We start from the raw sequence: 23143 nt of genomic DNA, 5'->3' as shown, positions 1-23143 counted from the left end.
CTTCGGCCAATAAGGAGCCTACGGGCTCCTTATCCTTCGGATCGCGCTCAGCGGACCCTTTGCCCAGAACCGCCGTTCTCGGATGGCTCCAGATCATCGCACTTCTCGATTAGATGTTCCGTCTTTTTGCCATCTGGTAGCTTCTCCCAGTACTCAGGAGTGCAATGCTCTTCTGACACTGAATAATCAGCCTCGCCGACCGCCATGGCGAAACCTGAAGCAAGCGCAGCGGTGAGAAAAATTACAGATTTGATTGTCATAGGTTCATTCCTTTGAGATGGTCGGCTGTTATAGCAAAACTCCTTCGGTTCACAAAGGCGTCTGTCCGTTACCTTGGGGGTCTGCTATGGGTCGATTGCGGTCAGTCGCGACCGGCTACTTTCGACCCAGAGCAGCTGTTGGAGGTGTCTGCAAATCCAAGGTCGATTCAGTGCGACACCAACCGTTCAGGATCGTGTCCCGGGAAGTGGTGTAACTGAACCAGCCGAAGGCGCCCTGCGTGCCCTTTCTATGTGCCGACCGGCCAGGGATTGGTTCTTGTTGAGTACCAATTTATGAGCCGAACAGCTCTCTATCCCAGGCAAACGGGTGGGTAGCATGGGCGCGACTTCCAGAAGGAACCGTTATCCCTAGCCGTTAATGAGGTGTGCCATGCCCAAGGTCGTTCACTTTCACCGTACCGGTGACGCTGATGTTCTGATTCTCGATGAAGTCGCTGTACCCGCGCCGAAAAGCGGCGAGGTGCAGATCGAAGTAAAAGCTATCGGCTTGAACCGTGCGGAAATCATGTACCGCACTGGGCAGTACGTGATTGATCCGCAGTTCCCGGCGAAGCTCGGCTATGAAGCGGCCGGGGTTGTCCGCGCGGTTGGTAGTGACGTCAGCGACGTTGTTCCAGGTGACGTAGTTAGCGTCGTGCCGTCGTTCTCATTCGCTGATTACGGCATGTATGGCGAGGTGGTCAATGCGCCCGCGCATGCTGTCGTCAAGCATCCGTCCAACCTCAGCTTCGTGGAGGCAGCGGCCAGCTGGATGATGTTTGTCACTGCATACGGCGCCCTGGTTGAGTACGGCAATCTAAAGGCTGGCGAAACCGTGCTCATCCCGGCTGCGTCGAGCAGTGTGGGCCTGGCAGCGATCCAGATCGCCAACATGCTAGGCGCCATCCCGGTGGCCCTTACTCGCACAAGTGCCAAGCGCCAGGCGTTGCTGGATGTTGGTGCAAAATATGTAATCGCCACCCAGGAAGAGGATTTGATTGCCGAGGTGGCCGCGATCACCGAGGGCGAAGGCGCGCGTATTGTTTTCGACCCCGTTGGTGGCCCCGAGGCAACCAAGTTGATCAAATCCATGGCCAATACCGGGATCTTCTTCCAGTACGGCGCTCTCGATCATCGCGATATCCCGGTTCCGGTCTTCGACATTCTTGGCAAACACCTGACCGTGCGCGGCTACGAGCTGTTCGAAATCACCACAGATATTCAAAAGCTGGCCAATGCCAAGGCATTCGTTGGCAAAGGCTTGGCAGGTGGTCAGCTCAAGCCCGTCATCGACCAGGTCTTCCCGCTCAATGAAATTGCGGCAGCACACCGCCGAATGGAGTCGAATGCGCAGATCGGCAAGATCGTCGTCGTGGTTGACTGAATAGCATCCTGCGGCCGTCAGCCAGGCTGCGGTATGCCATCGCTGCTTGCTACCAAGCAGTGATGGCATGTTTTGTTTCGGTGTATGAGAGAGGCGCCTGGCTTCGCTATCGTCCTTAGTGCAGAGTACGTCTGGCCCAATGCACAGGTAACTGGAAGATCGCGATGAACCTGATCGAAGCCATGCAAATGTTCGTGGCAGTTGTTGAGCATGGCAGCTATACCAAAGCGGCCGAGGCGCTCAATGTGCATCGCCCGGCACTCTCCAAGCTCATCCAGAATCTTGAGCACGAATTGGGCGTTCAGCTGTTACACCGCACCACGCGCAGGGTGAACACTACGCCCGCTGGCGATGAGTTCTATGAACGAAGCCTGAAATTACTCGCTGAGCTAGCGGACACGCTGGACTGGTTTTCGCCGACCCGCCCGCCGCGAGGCAAGCTCAGGATCGACATGCAGACCGTACTCGGCCAGGCGGTGATAATCCCGCGATTGCCCGAGTTCATGGATCGCTACCCTGGCCTGGAAATATCTCTGGCAACCTCTGACAATCTGAACGACCTTATCGCGCAAGGCATCGATTGTTCCGTGCGGCTCGGTGATCTGGATGATTCGAGCCTGGTTGCCAAACGTATCGGCGAGGTTGCTTTGGTGACCTGCGCGGCTCCCGCCTACGTAAAGAAACATGGGTTACCCGGCACGCTGGATGATTTACAGGCGCACCTGGCAGTCAACTTCATGGTTGAGCAGCGCCGCCAGATCATGCCTTGGCGATTCAGGGGCAACGGTAAAATGATCAGTGTAAAGATGCGCAGCGCCATCGTCGTCGACAATGCCGGGGCGTTACTCTGCTGCGCGCTGGCGGGGATCGGGATGGTGCAGGGGTTGCGCCCGGCGTTGCAGCGATACATCGATAGCGGGCGCCTGGTGGAGGCTCTGCCGGATGTTCCAGTCGAGCCGAAGACCGTTTCCGTGCTGTTTCCGGATCGCCGGCGCCTGTCCCCCAATGTGCGCGTATTTGTCGAGTGGGTAAGTGCGTTATTCCAAGAGGAAAGGGATTCTCCGATCAGGTCAGCACGCTAGACGAGGGCAAAATCAGTTACGCAGCCCTTTGCGTCGATTGCCACCGTAAGTACCTGAGGGTCGCTCAGGCCCAGGGCCCCCTCAGTGTAGACAAACACCCACCTGAGCAATCTCAGGTCACCCCGGCTCTCGCAATTCTCATATGGGCCAAGCAGCACCTCTAGCTCGCTTGGTGTGGATTGCCCGCAAACGATGTATTTCAGTTGCTCCTCAATCCGGGTAGCGCTGATGCTGAAATGCTCAAGCAGCATCTTGTGCTCCAGAGCGGTCATCAGGCGATTTGAATCCGTTTGCATCGTCTCAATACACTCCATGACCAGATCGTAGGTTTGTAGGGCAATTGCCAGTCGGAGTGGATTTTACCCATGGAATGTACTGATTAGTACAAAAAGTTGACCAAGGGTCGTGCGTGAGCTTGTTGGGCGCCGCGGCATCCGATTGTCTGAAAGTCGGCTGCATCCCTCAGCAGGGTGGCTTGATCAACAAGCACCCGCTACGGTGAGGTAATGAAGGAGATGCGGACATGGCAGATAAATATGTCGGAAAAATCATCGGTGTCGGCACGGACAACGTGCGGTACGTGATCAACATTTATCAAGATGAAACCGTTGAGCGCTCGCCGCACGGCATGGTTCGGCATGAGGGCTTGAAGCATTTCGAAATGCAGGCTGGGGGGGATGTGAAAAAGATTTCTGAAACAGAGTTCGAGGTTTTGGCTACGGGTGTGAGGGTGACTGTTCTTGACGCTCCGGTCTGAGCGCCCGTCAGTAGTTTTTGGCGCGCGACGCCCGGCCAGTCGTGCGACCCCCAAGGCACCAGAAAAAGAAAACCCGCCAACAAGTGGCGGGCCTAAAGAACGTACGAAGCAATATCAGTGTGCCTATGCACTTGTCATAAATTCGTGAAGAGCTTGTTCGCAGCCTGTCATGGCTGGCTCACTCATGGCTCAGTTCAAGTGCGCTGATCACGCACACCGAGGCATCCTCTGCCGGCGTGTCATCGCTGTAGTCCACCTGGTTGTAGACGCCGCCGTGAAAATTCAGCGTCTGCGTCGCCCAGGATGGCGCTAGTTGCAGTGCGGTCGTGGTGCCGCTGCGGCCATTGCTGCTTGCACTGACCATGCAAGCGCCACTTTCGCTCACCTCGATGCTCACATCGAAACGCGTACCCAGCGGCACCTCGGCCAGCACGGTGCTGTTGACTGGCGTGGCCTGGTTAAAATCTGAACGAAAGCCGACAGTGATTTTGCCTTTGTTCCAGAACACCTTGATTGGCGGGCTGTTATTGTCTTTCACATGCAACTGGGCAATTACCACCTTTCGCGCCAGATTTACCTTCTCCAGGGTCATTGTCTGGTGATTGCGGTGGCGCGCTGCGCTGCCCAGTGACCAATACACGGCTTCTTTCCATTCGCAGCGTGTTCGGTGAGTACTTTTGCTGGAAGCACCCTTGGTCGGCGCGGTCATGCGTATCGAGCCGTCACTCTGGCGTGCAACAACGTGGGTCAGGCTAGCCAATGCCTGTGCGCCAGTGACTTCCAAGGCGACCGGGTTGGAGGCGGATTTCGGCACCGGAGTGGTAATGATGAGACTGTCGATGTTTACTGCCATGAGATTTCTCCTTGAAAATTCCGGGTCCTGCAAGGTTTGCGAGCGTGGCAGGTGGGGGAGAAGTTCCATCGAAGAAGTCTGTCACTGATGAAGGGCAGTGCAAAAAAAGCCCGCCATTAAGGCGGGCAAGTCACGTTTGAAGGGAGAGCTTGCAGGATGAAGGTTACCGGTTAAGTCAGCATTAACCCCCGCCCCATCCATTGACCATGCCACCCGATGCGCTTATACAGGCGTGCCACTTTCCCAGGAGCGATCATGCGCCACGAAGACGACCTGCACGAGCCTGAACACGATCACCTGCTCGACCACGAATTTCTCTACGACGGCTTCGAACCCGAAGCGGACGCTCAGGGTGCCGAGGATGAAGTCGAGGAGGACGATGCGTTGCTGGATGACCTCGATGACGACGAGCGCGACCACCCAGCCTGGCACGACGACCTGGAAGACTGACTCAACGCCCGTCCAGCGAGAAGCGCCCCGGGCCGCTCACCGCCAGGAGCAGCAAGCCGCCAACAATGCTCAGGTTTTTTAGGAACTGGGTCATGTTGGCGGCCCGTTCAGGGTCGACCATGTTCCAGAATGGATGTCCGATCAGCGCGGTGCCCAGCACGAACAGGGCGAACAGGAAGGCCAGCGGGCGGGTGTAGAAGCCGAGGATCAGGATGATGGCGACGAAGAACTCCATGATCACGGCGATCGCTGCGGCAACCATGGGCGCGGGGGCGCCCAGCGAGGTCATGTAGCCGACCGTGCCATCGAAGCCGGTCAGCTTCGCCCAGCCGGAAATGACGAAGAGGATCATCAATAGCACACGGGCGATCAGGATGATCACGTCGCGTTGGCCAGCGAACAGGGAGTAGCGCATGGTGGCATTCCAGTGGATGCAGACAAGCTCCACTTTAGCAGCTGCATGGCGAATTTCCGCCGGGCAGCAAAAAGGCGCCGCAAGGGCGCCTTTCCTGGAAGTATGGTGCGAGTGGCGGGACTCGAACCCGCAAGGCTCACGCCGACAGATTTTAAGTCTGCTGTGTATACCAATTCCACCACACTCGCACGCGTGATGCCGGCACGCTTCTAAGCAGAAGGCCCTGGCAATCAAGCGCGCTTTATAACCCATTGTTATATTTGAGTCAACTATAGCGCCTATGATCTAAGAAGTGGGGTGGCTTTGGCACAGGCGATTGACACCTTACTGTCATTAGGCCACTGTGCCGTTCCTGACTGGATCCAATGAGTGCTGCATCCATGTCCCAAGCCTGTCCTCACCGTGCTGACGGGTGCATCGTCCGCCCATGCTTGGGGGCTACCCTGGCCGAACTCATTGCCGCCCAACCGCTGTGCCTGTGGAGTTTGCATGGTTTCAGCCGACTGCATCGCCTCGCCTGTAATGACCGCCAACCGCTACGAGCAGTTGGTGCAGGCTGTGGTGGACTATGCCATCTACATGCTCGACCCCTCTGGCCATGTGGTGTCGTGGAATGCAGGCGCCGAGCGGATCAAGGGTTACCGTGCTGACGAAGTTATAGGCCGGCATTTCTCGCTGTTCTTCACCCCCCAGGACTGCGCCGAAGGGCGTCCTGACTATTTGCTCAAGCAAGCCCTTGAACTGGGCGTGGCGCAGGATGAGGGCTGGCGGGTACGCAAGGACGGTACGCAATTCTGGGCGTTGGCCGCCCTCGATGTGATCCGCGATGATCTGGGGCACATCATTGGCCTGGCCAAGGTCACGCGCGACATTACAGACCGGCGCGAATCGGCACTGCAACTGGACGCCATCCGCGCCCAACTGTTCCAGGCGCAAAAGCTCGAGGCGCTGGGCCAGTTGACCGGTGGGTTGGCGCATGATTTCAACAACCTGCTCACTATCATCATGAGTTCGGCCAAGTTGGCACTCAATAGCCAGGACCCGGCGCGTGTGCAGCGTATGCTGGAGCACATCGTGGATGCGGGCCGGCGTGGTACCCAGCTGACTCAGCAACTGCTGACGTTCGCTCGGCATCGGCAGATGGATGTCACGATGGTCGCACCCGCCACTGTGCTGGCTTCGACGCGCAGTTTGCTGGAGCACGCCTTGCCGAGCGATGTCGAGTTGCAGGAGCACCTGCAACCTGACTTGCCCGTGATCGAAGTGGATGCCGGGCAGTTACAGATGGTATTGCTCAATTTGCTGTTCAATGCCCGCGATGCAATTGGCGAGCGGGGTGCGATCTGCATTGCGCTTGATGCTGTGGTGCTGACGGGCGAAGTGGACGGGCTGCACGGCCCGTTCGTGTGCTTTGAAGTGCGCGACACCGGTGCTGGCATCGACCCCCAAGTGCTGCCACGCATCTTCGAGCCATTTTTCACCACCAAGCCTTTTGGCAAGGGTACAGGCCTTGGGCTCAGTCAGGCCTACGGCTTTGCCAAGCAAAGCAACGGCGCAATCACTGTGCAGAGCACGGTCGGCAAAGGCACCTGCATACGCCTTTACCTGCCGACGTCGGAGCGCGCTGCGGCCCCTCAACTCCACAGGTAATCCTCATGGTTCAGGCACTCAAGCGGCTGTTGACGGGGATCGAAGGGCTCGATGCCCTACTCAAGGGCGGCCTGGTCGCAGGTGGCTCATACATCGTTCAGGGGCCGCCTGGCGCGGGCAAGACCATTCTCGCCAACCAATTGGCCTGTGGTCATGTGCGCAACGGCGGCCGAGTATTGGTTGCCACCTTGCTCAGCGAGTCCCATGAACGGCTTTTTCAGTATCTGGCGACCTTGACGTTCTTCGACTCGACGCTGATCGGTGACCAGGTCCAATTCGTCAGCGCCTTCGATACCCTTGAACAAGAGGGGCTCGATGCGGTGGTCAAATTGCTCCGCCAGGAAATCGGCCGGCAGCAAGCCAGCCTGCTGATCGTTGACGGCGTGCTCAACGCCCGGGTCCGCGCGGAAACGGCACTGGACACCAAGAAGTTCGTTTCCGAATTGCAGGGGCATGCCGCTTTTGCCGGCTGTACCGTGCTGCTGCTGACCAGTGCCCGGCTCGATGAAGGCAGCCCCGAGCACACCATGGTCGATGGCGTGATCGAACTGGGCGAACAACTGCTGGGCAGCCGCGCCGTGCGCCATGTGCAACTGCGCAAAACGCGGGGTAGTGGGGCGCTGTCCGGGCGCCATGAATGCCTGATCGACGAGGCCGGGATCCATGTGTATCCGCGCCTGGAGGCGCTGTACAGCCACCCCAGCCAGCTGGGCTCGGCCACGCTGAACCAGGTGACCACGGGCGTATCCACGCTGGATGAAATGCTGGGGGGCGGGCTGGCCAGTGGCTCGGTCAGTTTGTTGATGGGCCCCTCGGGCGTTGGCAAGACGTCACTGGGCCTGGCCTTTCTTGGCGCAGCAACTGCCCAGAGCCCCGCGCTGCATTTTGGCTTCTATGAAACACCTGCAAGGTTACGCCTGAAGGCCACCTCCTTGGGTTACGATTTCGCCGCGCTGGAACGGCAAGGTGCTTTGCAACTGAGCTGGCAGCCGACTACCGAGGGTTTGCTCGACCAGGTTGGTGCGCGCCTGCTGGAACAAGTTCAGCAGCAGGGCAGCAAGCGTGTCCTGATAGACAGCCTGGGCGCATTCAGCCGCCTGGCAACTGATCCTGCACGGCTCAACGCGTTCTTCCGCGCCTTGACTGGCGAGCTGCGCGCACGCGATATCAGCGTCATGCTCACCTGGGAGATGCGCGACCTCTTCGGCTCGGAAATCACCGCCCCGGCCCCCGACCTGTCGAGCATCGTCGATAACCTCTTGCTGATGCGTTTTGTCGAACTGGATTCGCAACTGCGGCGCATGTTGTCTGTGCTCAAGGTGCGTGACAGCCATCACGACCCCGCGCTGCATGAGTTGCGTATCGGGCCGCAGGGCATCCACCTGGACAAGACTTTCGAGGGCTCATCCGGTGTGCTCTCGGGTACTCCGGTGCCCCAAGGCAGCGGGTGAAGGGCCTGCTGATGAACACTATCCTGATCGTCGATGACGAATACCTGATCGCCGATATCCTGGGCTTTGCCCTGGAGGACGAAGGCTTTTTGGTGGAAAAGGCGAGCAATGGGCGCAAGGCCCTGGAAGCGTTACAGGAAAAACGCGTGGATCTGGTGATCACCGATTACATGATGCCGGTGCTCAACGGCGAAGAGCTGGTGCTGGCGATCCGCAAAGAGCTGCAGCTGCCCGACCTGCCTGTGATCCTGATGAGCGGTGCGCAGGCCAGCCAGGGACGCCCGGAGCTGTTCGCTGCGGCGTTCGACAAACCGTTCGACGTGGACAAGTTGATCGCCAAAGTGCGCGAGCTGCTTGGCGCCTGAGGCTCGGGCTGCGGTGTGTGTACCCAATCGATCAAGCGCGTCCGTGCGGCTTGAAGTGTCGCAATCAGTGTTGGTCGTCGTGCTTTTCCGGGGCCGGGCTGCCGGCCTGGATACGCTTGAAGATTTCTTCCCGGTGCACCTGGACATCCTTTGGTGCATCGATGCCAATCCTCACCTGCATCCCCTTCACGCCCAGAATGGTGACTTTGATGTCATCGTTGATGACGATGCTTTCGCCAACCTTACGGGTGAGTATCAGCATGTAGTTCTCCTTGGTGATATCAAAATCCACCCGGCAAGTGCCGCAGTGGTGGGAGCCTGTCCCTCTTCCTTCTCATTAAAGACGCTTTCGGCGGATATTAATTCCCCGTCAGACAAATTCTGTTGTGTGTCTTTAGTTGCAGGTGCCGTTGTAAAACGCGGTAAGCGTCCCGGCGAAGGTGCTCGGTGGCAAGGATAGGGGGCTTCGGCCTTAATGGGAAATTTCTCTGCATGATTGCAGGCATAGGTTCGCTCAATTGGCTTGCGCTTGCTCCAGTGCCTGCAGAAACAACAGCAACGCTACCTCTTCGGGATCAAGGCCTTTGCGCACACGGCTGCCTGGCAGCTCTGCCAGGCGCCCCAAGGCGTAATGCTCCAGCACTGCAGGGTGGATGTAGCAGCGCCTGCACACGGCTGGGGTATTGCCCAGGCGCGCGGCCACCTGCTTGACGATACTCGCAACCTGGCGCTTTGCCTCGCTCTCGGGCTCCCAGGCCAGCGGCCTGAGCAGGCTCAGCGCCAGGCTGCTACCTGCCCAGGTGCGGTAATCCTTGGCAGTGAAATCGGCCCCGGTCAGTTGTTGCAGGAACTGGTTGATCTCACTGGACCCAATGCTGTGCCGCTGGCCTTCTTCGTCCAGATACTGGAACAGCGCCTGCCCCGGCAGCTCCATGCAGCGTTTGAGCAGGTTGGCCAGGCGTCGGTCGCGCAGGGTGACATTGTGTTCCACGCCGCGCTTGCCGCGGAACTGGAAGCGGATGGTGCTGCCCTCGACCTTGACGTGGCGGTTGCGCAGCGTGGTCAGGCCGTAGGATTTGTTGTCGCGCAGGTAGCGCTCGTTGCCGATGCGGATCAGTGTGTGGTCCAGCAGGCTGACCACCAGTGCCATTACCTTTTCCCGGTCCAGCCCTGGGCGCGCCAGGTGTGTCTCCAGCTGTGCGCGAAGCTTGGGCAATGCCTTGGCGAAGGCCAGCATGCGCCCATATTTGTGTTGATCGCGCAGCTCGCGCCACTGGGCGTGGTAGCGGTACTGCTTGCGGCCACGCGCATCGCGCCCTGTGGCTTGCAGGTGGCCTTGCGGGTCGGCGCAGATCCACACGTCGGTGTAGGCCGGCGGGATCACCAGGGCGGCGATGCGCGCCAGCGTTTCAGTGTCGCGCACACGTTGGCCTTGGGCATCCAAATAGATGAAACGGTCACGCCAGCGGCGCCGGCTCAGGCCGGGCTGGCTATCGTCAACGTAATGCAGGCTGGCGGGCAAGTTGCAGTCAGGCATGGGCGGCAGGCCTCGTTCAGGTCACTGATCAATGGACAGCGGCCGTGCGAGCGATGCTCAGCCCAATAGCGCTACCGACTTTATTTGCGCAAACAAAGCCTGCCCCGGGTGCAGGCCGAGCTGGTCCGCCGAGAAGCGGGTGATGCGCGCCAGCAGGGCATTGCCGCCGGCATCCAGGCTTACCAGCACATGCGCCGGGTTATCCGCCGGGTGCACTTCGCGTACGCGCACCGCCAGCCGGTTGAGGATACTGGAGGTACCATCTGCCGTTAGCGTGAGGCTGACGTCGCGGGCCTGAACCTTCACGCGCAAGGCGCTGCCCAGGCTGTGTGCCGGGTGGGCAATGCGTAGTAAAGGCGCTTCGTGGCCAGCCAGGCGCAGGTCCAGCAGGCCGTACTGCGGGTCGTGGCCAACCACAAGGCCCTCGAACACCACGCCGGCATCGTCGCCCTGGGCCAGCGACAGGTCCAGGCGGGCGAGCGTCTGGCCAATCGGGCCACTGGCCGTGGCCTTGCCTTGCTCCAGCAGCACCAGGTGATCGGCCAACCGCGCCACTTCATCCTGGGCATGGCTGACGTACACCAGCGGGATGTCCAGTTCCTCGTGCAGGCGCTCCAGGTAGGGCAGGATCTCGCGCTTGCGCGGCCCGTCCAGTGCGGCCAGGGGCTCATCCATCAATAACAGGCGCGGGCTGCTGAGCAGCGCCCGGGCGATACCCACACGTTGGGCCTCGCCACCGGACAGGGTTGCGGGCCTGCGCTCGAGCAGGTGGCCGATGCCCAGCAGCTGGCAGGCCTGGTCGAGGCTGACCTTGCGCTGGCCTGGTGCAATTCGCCGCCAGCCGAACTCCAGGTTGCCGCGCACCGACAAGTGCGGGAACAGGCTGGCCTCCTGGAACACGTAGCCGACCGGGCGCAGGTGCGGCGCCAGGAAGTGGCCACGTGTGCTGTCTTCCCAGACTTCACCGTTGACCTCGATGTACGCGCTCGCAGCCCGTTCCAGCCCGGCCAGGCAGCGCAGGCACGAGGTTTTGCCCGAGCCGGAATGGCCGAACAGCGCGCTGATGCCGCGCCCTGGCAGTTGCAGGTCGACATCCAGGGTGAAGTCGTCACGCGCAAGCTTGAGGCGCGCCACAATCGATCCGGTCATTTCAGCTCCAGCCAGGCTTGCCACGGCGCCCCGCGTACAGCAGGAGCAGCACCAGGAACGAGAACACCAGCATGGCACCTGCCAGCCAGTGGGCTTGCGTATACTCCATGGCTTCGACGTGATCGAAGATCTGCACCGAGACCACGCGGGTCTTGTCGGGGATGTTGCCGCCAATCATCAGCACCACGCCAAACTCGCCTACGGTGTGGGCAAAGCCAAGGATGCTGGCGGTGATGAAGCCAGGCCGCGCCAGTGGCAGTACCACATGCACGAAGGTGTCCCACGGGCTGGCGCGCAAGGTGGCGGCAACTTCCAGCGGGCGCTGGCCGATTGCTGCGAAGGCGTTCTGCAGCGGTTGCACCACGAACGGCAGGGAGTACACCGTCGAACCGATTACCAGGCCAGTGAAACTGAACACCACGCTTCCCAGGCCCAGCGCCTCGGTGGCCTGGCCTATCCAGCCATGCGGGCCGAGGGCGATCAGCAGGTAAAAACCGATCACCGTCGGCGGCAGCACCAGTGGTAGCGCCACCACCGCACCCACCGGACCACGCAGCCAAGAGCGCGTGCGCGCCAGCCACCAGGCAATAGGCGTGCCGATGAGCAGCAAGATCAGGGTGGTCAGGCTGGCCAGTTTCACCGTCAGCCAGATGGCACCCAGGTCACTGGCGTCCAGTGGCATCAGCGTTCATAACCATAGGATTTGATCAGCGCGGTGGCTTTGGGGCCTTTGAGGTATTCAACCAGTGCCTTGGCCGCCGGGTTGTCTTTGCCCTTGTTGAGAATGACGGCGTCCTGGCGGATAGGGTCGTGCAGTTCGGGCGGTACGACCCAGGCCGAACCACTGGTGACTTTGCCGTCTTTGTAGATCTGCGACAGGGCGACGAAGCCCAGCTCGGCATTGCCGGTGGAGACGAACTGGAAGGCCTGGGTGATGTTCTGGCCTTCGACGATCTTGCCCTGGGTGGCTTCGGCCAGGCCAAGCTTGGCCAGCACCTGAGTGGCGGCCAGGCCGTAGGGTGCCGTCTTCGGGTTGGCGATGGACAGGTGCTTGTACTGGTTTTTCTTCAGTACCTCACCTTGGGCGTCAACATAGCCTTCCTTGGCCGACCACAGCGCAAGGGTGCCGATGGCGTAGGTGAAGCGCGAGCCGGGGACGATGTCCTTTTCCAGCTCTAGCTTGGCCGGGGTGCTGTCATCGGCGGCGAGGAACACCTCGAACGGTGCGCCGTTCTTGATCTGTGCGTAGAACTGCCCCGTGGCGCCATAGGCGGCGATCAGCTTGTGGCCGGTGTCTTTCTCGAAGTCCTTGGCGATGGCCTGGATCGGCGCGGTGAAGTTTGCCGCGACCGCAACCTGCACCTCGTCGGCCCAGGCGCTGTTGAGTGATAGCAGGCAGGCGAGGGCAGTGGCGGTGAGGTGGGGCAGGCGGATACGCATGAAAACAGCTCCCTAGGAGTGCAGGTTATCGTTATAGCGGTAACTATATAGCGATAGGCCCCAAGCCGGAAGGTGCTGTCTGGCTTGCAATCCTTGCAGGAGCCGGCTTGCCGGTAATCACCGGCACAGCCGGTGCCATGCCCCGCAGCCCCTGCAAGCCGGCACCCCCGATAAATTCCTAACGCCCAACCAGCGCCAACGCCCTCTCTGCAATCTCCCGGGTCAACTGTTCAGCCGGCATTGCCTTGCCCAGCCGCAACGCTTGCCCCGCCCACAAGTTGCTGAAGTCGCTGTTGCCTTGCGGGTCGGTGATTGCCCGCAACGGCATCAGCGCGCCGCCTGCCAGGGGGAAGCGTGGCGCCAGTTCACTCATCGGCCCCAGCTCGCGCATGACGCGGTTGTTGATGCCGCGCGCCGGGCGCCCGGTGAACAGGTTGGTCAGGGCCGTGTCGCTGGCCGGTGCACTGTCCAGCGCGCGTCGATGGGCCGCAGACACCTTGGCTTGGGGGCAGAACAGGTAGGCCGTGCCGATTTGCACGGCGCTGGCGCCCAGGGCCAGTGCTGCAACCAGGCCACGGTGGTCAGCGATGCCGCCAGCGGCGATCACCGGCACGCCCACTGCATCGGCAACCTGCGGCACCAGGGCGAAGGTGCCGATCTGGCTGTTGATGTCTTCGCTGAGGAACATGCCGCGATGGCCACCGGCTTCACTGCCCATGGCAATGATCGCGTCGCAACCCTTGGCCTCCAGCCACAGCGCTTCTTCCACCGTGGTGGCACTGGACAGCACCTTGGCCCCGGCTGCTTTTACCCGCTGCAGCAATGCAGCCTCAGGCAGGCCGAAGTGGAAACTCACCACCTCAGGGCGCAATTGTTCGACCAGCCGGCAGCTGTGCTCGTCGAACGGTGCACGGTTGGAAGCCGGAGTGGGAGCCTCGAAGTCGGCGCCAACTTCTGTGTAATACGGTTTGAGTGCCAGCTTCCAGCGCGTTTCGCGGTCGATGTCTGGGGTGGGCGGCTGGTGGCAGAAAAAATTCAGGTTAAGCGGGGCGCCCGGGCAAGCGCTGCGAAAGGCTGCAATCTCGCCGCGCACCTGCTCGCCCGTGAGCATGGCGCAGGGCAGGGCGCCCAGGCCACCGGCTTTGGCCACGGCGATTGCCAGGGGCGAGCCGCTGGCGCCGGCCATGGGCGCCTGGAGGATGGGCAACTCGATGCCCAGCAGATCGAGAATACGATGGTCGGGCCAGTTGCTCATGCAGTCCTCCCTGCGGTTTTACAGTGCCTTGCTGACCTGGATGTCGCTGATCTTGTCGGCGTCGTCGCCGTGGATCTTGCGCAGGGCATCGAGTGCCTGCTCGTGCGAGGCATCGGGCATGACGGCGAAATCCCAGCGGCGTTCGCCGTCGAGCTTGTATTTGATGACGTACTTGATGTTCTGGGTCATGGCGGTCTTATCTGAGTTTGGACGACGAACGACGGATGATCTTGATCTTGTGGGTCAAGGTCGGCTTGCGCGTTACCGAGATGGGACGGGTGGTGACGGTGTCGATGGTGATGTTCCAGAAACCGGTGCTGGGTACCGTGATCTTGGCCGGGAACCGCTCGAAGTGGCCACCGTGGTAAGTGTGTCGGCCGCCATTTTTGAAGCTGCGGAAGTTGGCGTCGTTCATCAGGCGGATGTTGCAGCGTTGAGAGCACTCGACGACAACGATGTCGTCCTCGTTGAGATGCTCGCGCTGGTGTACGAATTTCATGGGGTGCTCCGCAAAGTCGGGTTCTGCAAACGCGAACGATACCACGATGTCGGGATTGGCTGGCGCGCCTGATGGCATGGGGCTAGATAAATCTGCCAAAGCACGGAGCAAAAGTGCCTGGCCGTGGTCTGATGCATTCCTGATAGGTGAGGTGTGCCAAATGAAGTGGATGGTGGCGGCGTTGTCCCTGACGCTGGGTGGTTGTGTCAGCGTTTCCGAGCTGGAGCAGTCGCACGAAACGATGGATGTGATCTCTGGCAAGACGCCCCGCGAGTATGCCGACTGTGTCAAGGCAGAGCTGGCGAACACCCGTGATCCCTTGGTCGAAGAGCAGCGCGACGATGGCCTGCGGTTGATCGTGCCGCAAAAGTTGACTGCCGGCGCCGGGCCAGCGGCACTGGTGGACATCGAGGAACGTGGCAGCGGCAGCAGCATCAAGCTGCATGAACGCTTGAACAACTTCCCGCTGCGCCTGGGTGATGTGCGTACGGCGGCGACCAAGTGCATCTCTGGCGGTTGATCTGGCTCAAGTAAAACGCGCTTAACAGGCCAATTGCCATCTGTTGGTCGGGTTGGCGTTGTTGGCAATTCCCTGGCGGGGCTAGTATCCATTTGCTTATGTGTTTTAAGCCTAAGCTTATAACAAAAGAAATGGAGATTCGTGATGACCCCGTTGAGTCGAGTCCTGATCGGCAGCCTGCTGATCCTGGCCTGGCCCATGGCGCACGCCGCCGATGGCCAGAAAATCTTCACCCAGGGTGGCGCCAACCCTGCCGCCATGGCATGCCTGGGCTGCCATGGCCCGGACGGCAAGGGTATAGCCGCCGCTGGGTTCCCCCGCCTGGCCGGCCTGCCGGCCGGCTACCTGAGCAAGCAGTTGCATGACTGGCGTGCCGGCAGCCGCAAACAGGCGGTGATGGAGCCGCTGGCCAAAGCCTTGACCGAGGATGAGATCACGGCCGTCAGCGACTACCTGGCCAGCCTGCCTGGCGAGCCGGCCCCCGGGTTGCGCCGCCAGCAAATCGCAGACGACCCCACCACCCGGCTGGCCCTTTACGGCGACTGGAGCCGCAACATCCCCGGTTGTGTGCAATGCCATGGCCCCGGTGGCAGTGGTGTCGGCGAGCACTTTCCGCCCCTGGCAGGGCAGCCTGCCAGCTACCTGGTGGCGCAACTCAACGGCTGGCGCGACGGCAGCCGCAGCAACGACCCCAATCAGCTGATGGTCGGTGTGGCCAAGGCCATGACCGACCAAGAGGTCCAGGCAATCGCAGAATTCTTTGCCAACCCTGCCAGCCAGGAGGTCAAGCCATGAAAGCCATGAAAGCCATGAAAGCATTGATGCCAGCGTTGCTGCTGTCGGCCATGGGGCACGCCGTTGCGGCGCCCATCGCCATGGAAGACCAGTCGCAGTTGAACGTTCCTGCTGCCCAGGCCTCAGCGCAGTTCGCGCCTCCCGCTGAGAGTGAGCTGCCGGACAACGCCTTCGGCAAAATGGTACGCGAGGGCCATGCGCTGTTCGTCGACACCCGCCGACTGATGCCCGAGGCGGTGGGTAATGGCATGAACTGCAGTAACTGCCACCTCGACCAGGGCCGCCTGGCAAACTCCGCGCCGATGTGGGGTGCGTACCCTATGTACCCGGCCTATCGCAAGAAGAACGACAAGGTCAACACCTACGCCGAACGTATCCAGGGCTGCTTCCAGTTCAGCATGAACGGCAAGCCCCCGGCCGCCGACAGCCCGCAGATGACTGCGCTGTCGGCCTATGCCTACTGGCTGTCCACCAAAGCGCCTACCGGTGTGGAGATCGCCGGGCGTGGCTACCCTGAAGTACCACAACCCCAGGGTGGCTACGACTTCAAGCGCGGCCAGCAGGTCTACCGCGAGCAGTGCGCCATCTGTCACGGGGACAATGGTGAAGGGCAGAAAGTGGCCGGCGAATACGTGATGCCGCCCTTGTGGGGCAAGGATTCCTACAACTGGGGTGCCGGCATGCACCGGATCAACACCGCGGCCTCCTTCATCAAGCACAACATGCCGCTGGGCCGGCCAGGCAGCCTGAGTGATCAGCAGGCGTGGGATGTGGCAGCCTGGGTCAATCGCCACGAACGGCCGCAGGACCCTCGGCTGGTGGAGGGCTCTGTCGAGAAGACCCGGCTCAAGTTCCATGCCAACGACGGGGTCAACCTGTATGGGCAGAAGGTCGAGGGGGTGCTGATCGGGCAGGGAACAGGTAGCTGACGCGCTCACCGTTGGCCTCACGGTTCTGTCATCCGGCCGTCACCGCTTTGCAACCCCTGCGGGGTAGCAATGTCCGCTATCTCACTCAAGGAGCGCGGCCATGGACCTCTGTGTGATCGGGGCAGGGTATGTAGGGTTGGTGACGGCAGCCTGTTTCGCCGGGATGGGCAACCGGGTGGTGTGCCTGGAACGCGACCCGCAGCGCCTGGCACAACTGCGTCAGGGCCAGTGTCCGATCCATGAACCGGGGCTGCAGGCACTGTTGCAATCTGGGATCGGCCAAGGGCTGCTGAGCTTCAGCGACCAGTGGCAGCCGTCGCTGGCCAAGGCGCAGGTGGTGTTCATCGCTGTCGGCACGCCCAGCCAGGAAGATGGCTCGGCCGACCTGCAGCACGTGCTGGCCGTGGCCGACAGCCTTGGCCGCCATTTGCCGCGCAGTTGCCTGGTGGTCAACAAGTCGACCGTGCCGGTGGGCACCGCAGAGCGCGTGGCCCGGCACGTGATGCAGGGCCTGCGCGACCGCAGCGCCGGTTTTACCGTCGAGGTGGCGAGCAACCCGGAGTTTCTCAAGGAAGGCAGCGCCATCGACGATTTCATGCGCCCGGACCGCATCATCATCGGCACGGACAACGAGGCAGCACGACAGTGCTTGCAACGCCTCTACGCGCCCTTTGTGCGCAATCGCGAACGTATCCTGGTGATGTCCCCGCGTGCGGCCGAGTTCAGCAAGTACGCAGCCAATGCCTTCCTGGCAACCAAAATATCGTTCATCAATGAACTGGCCGGGCTGTGCGCACACCTGGGCGTGGACATCGAACAAGTGCGCCACGGCATCGGTAGCGACCGACGCATCGGCAGCCATTTCATCTACGCCGGCTGTGGTTATGGGGGGTCATGCTTCCCGAAGGATATTCGCGCGCTGGTCCGCACCGCCGAGCAGCAAGGTTATCAGCCTGCCATCCTGCGGGCAGTACAAGCCCGCAACGATCAGCAGAAGACCCTGTTGTTCACTGCGTTGCAGCAGCATTTCGGTGGGTTCATGCGCGGGCGTACCGTGGCGGTGTGGGGGCTGGCTTTCAAACCGGGCACCGATGACCTGCGCGAGGCCCCCAGCCTGGTGCTGCTCGATGCCTTGCTGGCCGCAGGGACGCGCGTGCAGGCCTGCGATCCGGTGGCGCTGGCCGGGGTTGCCGAGCGCTATGCGCAGGCGCTGGCCAGTGGCCAACTGAAACTGACCGATGACCCCTACGCCTGCGTGGAGGGTGCCGATGCACTGGCCCTGGTGACTGAATGGAAGCAGTTCCGCCAGCCGGATTTCAGCCGTGTGCGCGGGTTGATGCGCATGCCGGTGATATTTGATGGCCGTAATATTTACGATCCCTTGGAACTATCTACACTGGGTTATCTCTATCATGGCATCGGTCGGCCGCAGGCGGGGCATTGTAAGGTGACAGCCGCCTGATTAGACTGCGCCGAATTCCACAGGCTCTGCCTTTGTTTAAGGACGTTTATGATCAAGAAATGCTTGTTCCCGGCAGCCGGTTACGGCACTCGCTTCCTGCCTGCTACCAAAGCCATGCCCAAGGAAATGCTGCCAGTGGTCAACAAGCCACTGATCCAGTATGGCGTTGAAGAGGCCCTGGACGCTGGCCTGAACGAGATTTCCATCGTCACCGGCCGCGGCAAGCGCGCCCTGGAAGACCACTTCGACATCAGCTACGAGCTGGAAAACCAGATCAAGGGCACCGACAAGGAAAAATACCTGGTCGGCATCCGCCGCCTGCTCAACGAGTGCTCGTTCTCCTACACCCGCCAGACCGAAATGAAAGGCCTGGGCCACGCCATCCTGACCGGCCAGCCGCTGATCGGTGACGAACCCTTTGCCGTGGTGCTGGCGGACGATCTGTGCGTAAACCCGGAAGGTGACGGCGTACTGACCCAGATGGTCAAGCTGTACAACCAGTTCCGCTGCTCGATCATCGCCATCCAGGAAGTCGACCCGCAGGAAACCAACAAGTACGGCGTGATTGCCGGCGACATGATCCGCGACGACATCTTCCGTGTGACCAACATGGTCGAAAAGCCTGCGCCGGAAGACGCGCCATCGAACCTGGCGATCATCGGCCGCTACATCCTGACCCCGGATATCTTCGATATCATCCGCAACACCCCACCGGGCAAAGGCGGCGAGATCCAGATCACCGACGCACTGATGCAGCAGGCACAGAACGGCTGCGTGATTGCCTACAAGTTCAAGGGCCAGCGTTTCGACTGCGGCGGCGCCGAAGGCTACATCGACGCCACCAACTTCTGCTTCGAGAACTACTACAAGACCGGCAAGGCTTACTGATAAGCCCCTACAGGTCGACGAGCCACCCTTCGGGGTGGCTTTTTTGTTTGTGGCGGCCAACGGCGGTATGCTGAGCGCCAGCCAAGGAGACTGAATACATGGCCTACGATTTTGATCTGTTCGTGATTGGTGCCGGGTCCGGTGGTGTGCGAGCGGCACGCTTCGCAGCGGGCTTTGGTGCAAAAGTGGCGGTGGCCGAGAGCCGCTACCTGGGTGGTACCTGCGTCAACGTCGGTTGCGTGCCCAAGAAGTTGCTGGTGTATGGCGCCCACGTCGCCGATGAGCTGGAGCAGGCTGCCGGCTACGGCTGGTCCCTGGAAGAGGGCCACTTCGACTGGGGTACCCTGATCGCCAACAAGAACCGCGAAATCGAGCGCCTCAACGGCATCTATCGCAACCTGCTGGTCAACAGCGGCGTGACCTTGCTGGAAGGCCATGCACGCATCACCGGCGCCAACGAAGTGGAAGTGCAAGGCCAGCGCTACAGCGCCGGGCACATCCTCATCGCCACCGGTGGCTGGCCTCAGGTGCCGGACATCCCGGGCAAGGAACTGGCCATCACCTCCAACGAGGCGTTCTACCTCAAAGAACTGCCACGCCGGGTGCTGGTGGTGGGGGGCGGCTACATCGCGGTCGAGTTCGCCGGCATTTTCCAGGGCCTGGGCGCCGCCACCACGTTACTGTACCGCGGCGAGATGTTCCTGCGCGGCTTCGACGGCTCGGTGCGTACCCACCTGAAGGAAGAACTGGAAAAACGCGGCATGGACTTGCAGTTCAATGCCGATATCCAGCGCATCGAGCAGCTTGAGGACGGCAGCCTGAAGGCCACGCTCAAGGATGGCCGCGAGCTGCTCACCGATTGTGTGTTCTACGCCACCGGCCGACGCCCGATGCTCGACAATCTGGGCCTGGAAAACACCGGTGTGGAGCTGGATGCCCGCGGTTATATTCGCGTCGACGAGCAGTACCAGACCACCGCCCCGTCGATCCTGGCCATTGGCGATGTGATTGGCCGCGTGCAGCTCACCCCGGTCGCCCTGGCCGAAGGCATGGCCGTGGCGCGGCGCCTGTTCAAACCCGAGCAGTACCGCCCGGTGGATTACCAGAACATCCCCACCGCGGTGTTCAGCCAGCCACCGATCGGTACCGTGGGCCTGACTGAAGAGCAGGCGCTGGAAGCCGGGCACAAGGTGCAGGTCTTCGAGAGCCGCTTCCGCGCCATGAAACTGACCCTCACCGACATCCAGGAAAAGACCCTGATGAAGCTGGTGGTGGACGCCGAGACCGACAAGGTGCTGGGCTGCCACATGGTCGGCCCTGATGCCGGCGAGATCATTCAGGGGTTGGGTGTTGCCCTGAAGGCTGGCGCTACCAAGCAGCAGTTCGACGAGACCATTGGCGTGCACCCGACGGCGGCGGAAGAGTTCGTCACCATGCGGACCGTTACGCGCTAAACCTCACGGACCCTATCGCCGGCAAGCCGGCTCTCACAGGTACGGCCCAGCTCTCAAGCTCGGCGCCGTACCTGTGTGTCCTGGCGTGCCAGTGATAGGCCCCTCAAATGCTTGCGCAATCCTTTGCTCAGCCCAATCCCTTCTATTAATAAACCTCGCTTATAGCCAAAACCAATCGCAAGCATGAGGTTTGCCAATGAGCCTTAGTGGCGACCAGCGGTTAGGATTCTCTCCGTCAACTGATTTCAACCCCATGAAGGAGCGTCTCTCATGCCTATCATCAACAGCCAGGTCAAACCGTTCAACGCCACCGCCTTCCACAACGGCGAATTCGTTCAGGTAAGCGAAGCCGACCTGAAGGGCAAGTGGTCTGTCGTGTTCTTCTACCCGGCCGACTTCACTTTCGTCTGCCCGACCGAGCTGGGTGACCTTGCTGACAACTACGCCGAGTTCCAGAAGCTGGGCGTGGAAATCTACGGTGTGTCCACCGACACCCACTTCACCCACAAAGCCTGGCACGACACTTCCGACACCATCAGCAAGATCAAGTACCCGCTGATCGGTGACCCGACCCACGTCATCTCGCGCAACTTCGACGTGCTGATCGAAGAAGCCGGTATGGCCGACCGCGGTACTTTCGTGATCAACCCGGAAGGCCAGATCAAGATCGTCGAAATCAACGACGGTGGTGTAGGCCGCGACGCCAGCGAGCTGCTGCGCAAGGTCAAGGCTGCCCAGTACATCGCCGCTCACCCAGGCGAAGTCTGCCCAGCCAAGTGGAAAGAAGGCGAAGCTACCCTCGCGCCATCCCTGGACCTGGTCGGCAAAATCTAAGACCGTGCGCCAGTCGTGGGCGGTGAGCAGCCGCCAAAGCTGAAGTACTCACTGCCCCGCCAAACGCCCGGGCGCTATTGCCTGGGCGTTTTTGTATCCGAAGATTGAAAAAGGAATCGCCCGTATGTTGGACGCCACGCTTAAATCGCAACTGAAAACCTACCTGGAGCGGGTCACCCAGCCGATCGAGATCGTTGCTTCCCTCGACGACGGCGCGAAGTCCCGCGAATTGCACGACCTGCTGGTAGAAATTGCCAGCCTGTCGAACCTCATTACCTTGAGCGCGGACGGTACCGACGCCCGTCGGCCTTCGTTCTCGCTCAACCGCCCGGGCGCTGACATCAGCCTGCGTTTTGCCGGCATCCCCATGGGCCACGAATTCACCTCCCTGGTGCTGGCGCTGCTGCAAGTCGGCGGCCACCCCTCCAAGGCCAGTGCCGAAGTGATCGAGCAGATCCAGGCCTTGGAAGGCGAGTTCACCTTCGAGACCTACTTCTCGCTGTCGTGCCAGAACTGCCCGGACGTGGTCCAGGCGCTGAACCTGATGGCGGTGCTCAACCCTAACGTACGCCACGTGGCCATCGACGGTGCGCTGTTCCAGGACGAAGTCGAGTCGCGCAAGATCATGGCCGTGCCCAGCATCTACCTGAACGGCGAAGTGTTCGGCCAGGGGCGCATGGGCCTTGAGGAAATCCTCGGCAAGATCGACACCAACGCCGGCGCCCGCCAGGCCGAGAAGATCAATGCCAAGGACGCCTTTGACGTGCTGGTGGTCGGCGGCGGCCCCGCCGGTGCCGCGGCTGCCATCTACGCAGCACGCAAAGGCATCCGTACCGGTGTCGCTGCCGAGCGTTTCGGCGGCCAGGTGCTCGATACCATGGCCATCGAGAACTTCATCTCGGTGCAGGAAACCGAAGGGCCGAAACTGGCTACTGCACTGGAAGAGCACGTCAAGCAGTACGACGTCGACATCATGAACCTGCAGCGCGGCGAAGCACTGATTCCGGCCACCGACGGCGGCCTGCACGAAGTACGCCTGGCCGGCGGCGCCTCGCTCAAAGCCAAGACCGTGATCCTCGCCACCGGCGCCCGCTGGCGCGAAATGAACGTGCCGGGTGAGCAGGAGTACCGTGCCCGTGGCGTGGCTTACTGCCCGCACTGCGATGGCCCGCTGTTCAAGGGCAAGCGTGTGGCGGTGATCGGTGGCGGCAACTCCGGCGTGGAAGCAGCCATTGACCTGGCCGGCATCGTCGCGCAGGTGACGTTGATCGAGTTCGACAGCCAGCTGCGTGCCGATGCCGTGCTGCAGCGCAAGCTGCACAGCCTGCCGAACGTCAAGGTGATCACCAGCGCGCTGACCACCGAGGTGGTGGGCAATGGTGAGAAGGTGACCGGCTTGCGCTACAAGGACCGCACCACCGACGAGCAGCATGAGCTGGCGCTGGAAGGTATCTTCGTGCAGATCGGCCTGTTGCCCAACACCGACTGGCTCAAGGGGACGATCGAGCTGTCGCCGCGTGGCGAGATCATCGTCGATGCCAAAGGTGCGACCAGCATCCCGGGCGTGTTCGCAGCCGGTGATGTGACCACCGTGCCGTACAAGCAGATCGTCATTGCGGTGGGCGAGGGTGCCAAGGCATCGCTGGCGGCCTTCGATCACCTGATCCGCACCTCGGCGCCGGCGTAAACCTGAAACCCGGGGGTGTCTATGCTT

27 protein-coding genes and 1 tRNA gene are annotated in these 23143 nt (G+C 61.1%); 15 read left to right on the top strand and 13 right to left on the bottom strand.

Annotated elements, in window-relative coordinates; genetic code table 11:
- Positions 1-47 precede the first annotated feature (47 nt).
- Positions 48-260, bottom strand: coding sequence for an entry exclusion lipoprotein TrbK (locus ACMGF5_RS25080; RefSeq protein ID WP_237858811.1), 213 nt, complete (start codon positions 258-260; stop codon positions 48-50).
- A 391-nt stretch (positions 261-651) separates the two neighbouring features.
- On the opposite strand from ACMGF5_RS25080, the gene ACMGF5_RS25075 reads away from it, so the two are divergent.
- Together ACMGF5_RS25075 and ACMGF5_RS25070 are read left to right on the top strand one after the other, a co-directional pair.
- Positions 652-1644 (top strand): zinc-dependent alcohol dehydrogenase family protein, encoded by a 993-nt coding sequence (locus ACMGF5_RS25075; RefSeq protein ID WP_196996607.1) that lies wholly within the window; start codon positions 652-654, stop codon positions 1642-1644.
- Positions 1645-1808: 164 nt separating this feature from the next.
- Positions 1809-2726, top strand: a complete 918-nt coding sequence (locus tag ACMGF5_RS25070) for a LysR family transcriptional regulator (RefSeq protein WP_046785724.1) — start codon at positions 1809-1811, stop codon at positions 2724-2726.
- On the opposite strand, the gene ACMGF5_RS25065 is transcribed toward ACMGF5_RS25070, so the two are convergent.
- Positions 2723-3022 carry a hypothetical protein gene (locus ACMGF5_RS25065; RefSeq protein ID WP_414157394.1) on the bottom strand — a complete coding sequence of 100 codons (300 nt, stop codon included), beginning with the start codon at positions 3020-3022 and terminating at the stop codon, positions 2723-2725. The genes ACMGF5_RS25070 and ACMGF5_RS25065 overlap by 4 nt on opposite strands.
- Positions 3023-3249: 227 nt before the next feature.
- Here ACMGF5_RS25065 and ACMGF5_RS25060 point away from each other — a divergent pair, with 227 nt between their 5' ends.
- Positions 3250-3483: a hypothetical protein gene (locus ACMGF5_RS25060; protein WP_196996605.1), complete on the top strand. Its 234-nt coding sequence runs from the start codon at positions 3250-3252 to the stop codon at positions 3481-3483.
- A 178-nt stretch (positions 3484-3661) separates the two neighbouring features.
- Here the strand turns inward: ACMGF5_RS25060 and ACMGF5_RS25055 are convergent, their stop codons facing one another.
- Positions 3662-4336 (bottom strand): polysaccharide lyase family 7 protein, encoded by a 675-nt coding sequence (locus tag ACMGF5_RS25055; protein WP_119687347.1) that lies wholly within the window; start codon positions 4334-4336, stop codon positions 3662-3664.
- Positions 4337-4591: 255 nt separating this feature from the next.
- On the opposite strand from ACMGF5_RS25055, the gene ACMGF5_RS25050 reads away from it, so the two are divergent.
- Positions 4592-4786, top strand: a complete 195-nt coding sequence (locus tag ACMGF5_RS25050; protein ID WP_115274393.1) for a hypothetical protein — start codon at positions 4592-4594, stop codon at positions 4784-4786.
- Position 4787: 1 nt separating this feature from the next.
- Here the strand turns inward: ACMGF5_RS25050 and ACMGF5_RS25045 are convergent, their stop codons facing one another.
- Complete coding sequence (locus ACMGF5_RS25045) at positions 4788-5201, bottom strand: DoxX family protein (RefSeq protein ID WP_115274394.1); 414 nt, start codon at positions 5199-5201, stop codon at positions 4788-4790.
- 103 nt (positions 5202-5304) lie between these two features.
- A tRNA-Leu gene (locus tag ACMGF5_RS25040) sits at positions 5305-5389 on the bottom strand.
- Positions 5390-5690: 301 nt separating this feature from the next.
- Between ACMGF5_RS25040 and ACMGF5_RS25035 the strand changes: the two genes are divergently transcribed.
- From ACMGF5_RS25035 to ACMGF5_RS25025, 3 genes are read left to right on the top strand one after another with little or no spacing between them, the layout of a single operon-like run.
- Positions 5691-6851: a two-component system sensor histidine kinase NtrB gene (locus ACMGF5_RS25035; protein ID WP_115274395.1), complete on the top strand. Its 1161-nt coding sequence runs from the start codon at positions 5691-5693 to the stop codon at positions 6849-6851.
- A gap of 5 nt (positions 6852-6856) precedes the next feature.
- Positions 6857-8302 (top strand): ATPase domain-containing protein, encoded by a 1446-nt coding sequence (locus tag ACMGF5_RS25030; protein ID WP_414157393.1) that lies wholly within the window; start codon positions 6857-6859, stop codon positions 8300-8302.
- Positions 8303-8313: 11 nt separating this feature from the next.
- Positions 8314-8667 (top strand): response regulator, encoded by a 354-nt coding sequence (locus ACMGF5_RS25025; protein WP_012315048.1) that lies wholly within the window; start codon positions 8314-8316, stop codon positions 8665-8667.
- 64 nt (positions 8668-8731) lie between these two features.
- On the opposite strand, the gene csrA is transcribed toward ACMGF5_RS25025, so the two are convergent.
- The 8 genes from csrA to ACMGF5_RS24985 form a co-directional block, all read right to left on the bottom strand.
- Positions 8732-8929: a carbon storage regulator CsrA gene (csrA, locus tag ACMGF5_RS25020; RefSeq protein ID WP_012315047.1), complete on the bottom strand. Its 198-nt coding sequence runs from the start codon at positions 8927-8929 to the stop codon at positions 8732-8734.
- A gap of 252 nt (positions 8930-9181) precedes the next feature.
- A complete protein-coding gene (locus tag ACMGF5_RS25015; RefSeq protein ID WP_414157392.1) occupies positions 9182-10204 on the bottom strand; it encodes a DNA topoisomerase IB in 1023 nt (340 codons plus the stop codon).
- 57 nt (positions 10205-10261) lie between these two features.
- Entirely contained in the window at positions 10262-11353 is a 1092-nt protein-coding gene (gene modC / locus ACMGF5_RS25010; protein ID WP_414157391.1) for a molybdenum ABC transporter ATP-binding protein, read from the bottom strand.
- Position 11354: 1 nt separating this feature from the next.
- A complete protein-coding gene (modB, locus tag ACMGF5_RS25005; RefSeq protein ID WP_241805339.1) occupies positions 11355-12035 on the bottom strand; it encodes a molybdate ABC transporter permease subunit in 681 nt (226 codons plus the stop codon).
- The gene (modA, locus tag ACMGF5_RS25000) at positions 12035-12793 is read right to left on the bottom strand and encodes a molybdate ABC transporter substrate-binding protein (RefSeq protein WP_414157390.1); all 759 of its coding nucleotides are present in this window, start codon (positions 12791-12793) and stop codon (positions 12035-12037) included. The genes modB and modA overlap by 1 nt, the downstream gene beginning before the upstream one ends.
- 178 nt (positions 12794-12971) lie before the next feature.
- A complete protein-coding gene (locus tag ACMGF5_RS24995) occupies positions 12972-14048 on the bottom strand; it encodes an NAD(P)H-dependent flavin oxidoreductase (protein ID WP_414157389.1) in 1077 nt (358 codons plus the stop codon).
- 18 nt (positions 14049-14066) lie between these two features.
- Positions 14067-14237: a hypothetical protein gene (locus tag ACMGF5_RS24990; RefSeq protein WP_012315041.1), complete on the bottom strand. Its 171-nt coding sequence runs from the start codon at positions 14235-14237 to the stop codon at positions 14067-14069.
- 7 nt (positions 14238-14244) lie between these two features.
- Positions 14245-14547, bottom strand: a complete 303-nt coding sequence (locus ACMGF5_RS24985) for a DUF1883 domain-containing protein (RefSeq protein ID WP_046785735.1) — start codon at positions 14545-14547, stop codon at positions 14245-14247.
- Between the two features lie 160 nt (positions 14548-14707).
- Between ACMGF5_RS24985 and ACMGF5_RS24980 the strand changes: the two genes are divergently transcribed.
- The 8 genes from ACMGF5_RS24980 (at position 14708) to ahpF (ending at position 23116) form a co-directional block, all read left to right on the top strand.
- On the top strand, positions 14708-15067 hold the full coding sequence (locus tag ACMGF5_RS24980; RefSeq protein ID WP_039602624.1) for a hypothetical protein: 360 nt from the start codon (positions 14708-14710) through the stop codon (positions 15065-15067).
- Positions 15068-15211: 144 nt separating this feature from the next.
- Entirely contained in the window at positions 15212-15862 is a 651-nt protein-coding gene (locus ACMGF5_RS24975) for a c-type cytochrome (protein ID WP_046785736.1), read from the top strand.
- Positions 15863-15876: 14 nt separating this feature from the next.
- The gene (locus ACMGF5_RS24970) at positions 15877-16791 is read left to right on the top strand and encodes a c-type cytochrome (RefSeq protein ID WP_119689064.1); all 915 of its coding nucleotides are present in this window, start codon (positions 15877-15879) and stop codon (positions 16789-16791) included.
- 100 nt (positions 16792-16891) lie between these two features.
- On the top strand, positions 16892-18253 hold the full coding sequence (locus ACMGF5_RS24965; protein WP_404602108.1) for a UDP-glucose dehydrogenase family protein: 1362 nt from the start codon (positions 16892-16894) through the stop codon (positions 18251-18253).
- 48 nt (positions 18254-18301) lie between these two features.
- The gene (gene galU, locus ACMGF5_RS24960; RefSeq protein WP_012315035.1) at positions 18302-19141 is read left to right on the top strand and encodes a UTP--glucose-1-phosphate uridylyltransferase GalU; all 840 of its coding nucleotides are present in this window, start codon (positions 18302-18304) and stop codon (positions 19139-19141) included.
- Between the two features lie 98 nt (positions 19142-19239).
- Positions 19240-20595, top strand: a complete 1356-nt coding sequence (gene gorA, locus ACMGF5_RS24955) for a glutathione-disulfide reductase (protein WP_115274402.1) — start codon at positions 19240-19242, stop codon at positions 20593-20595.
- Between the two features lie 270 nt (positions 20596-20865).
- The gene (gene ahpC, locus ACMGF5_RS24950; protein WP_012315033.1) at positions 20866-21429 is read left to right on the top strand and encodes an alkyl hydroperoxide reductase subunit C; all 564 of its coding nucleotides are present in this window, start codon (positions 20866-20868) and stop codon (positions 21427-21429) included.
- Positions 21430-21553: 124 nt separating this feature from the next.
- Entirely contained in the window at positions 21554-23116 is a 1563-nt protein-coding gene (gene ahpF / locus ACMGF5_RS24945) for an alkyl hydroperoxide reductase subunit F (protein WP_119687341.1), read from the top strand.
- Positions 23117-23143: the final 27 nt, after the last annotated feature.

Source organism: Pseudomonas sp. BNK-15, from assembly GCF_047456105.1.
GTDB classification, from domain to species: domain Bacteria; phylum Pseudomonadota; class Gammaproteobacteria; order Pseudomonadales; family Pseudomonadaceae; genus Aquipseudomonas; species Aquipseudomonas putida_E.
The sequence above is the reverse complement of the archived record's forward strand: the minus strand, read 5'-3'. Positions and strand labels throughout refer to the sequence as shown.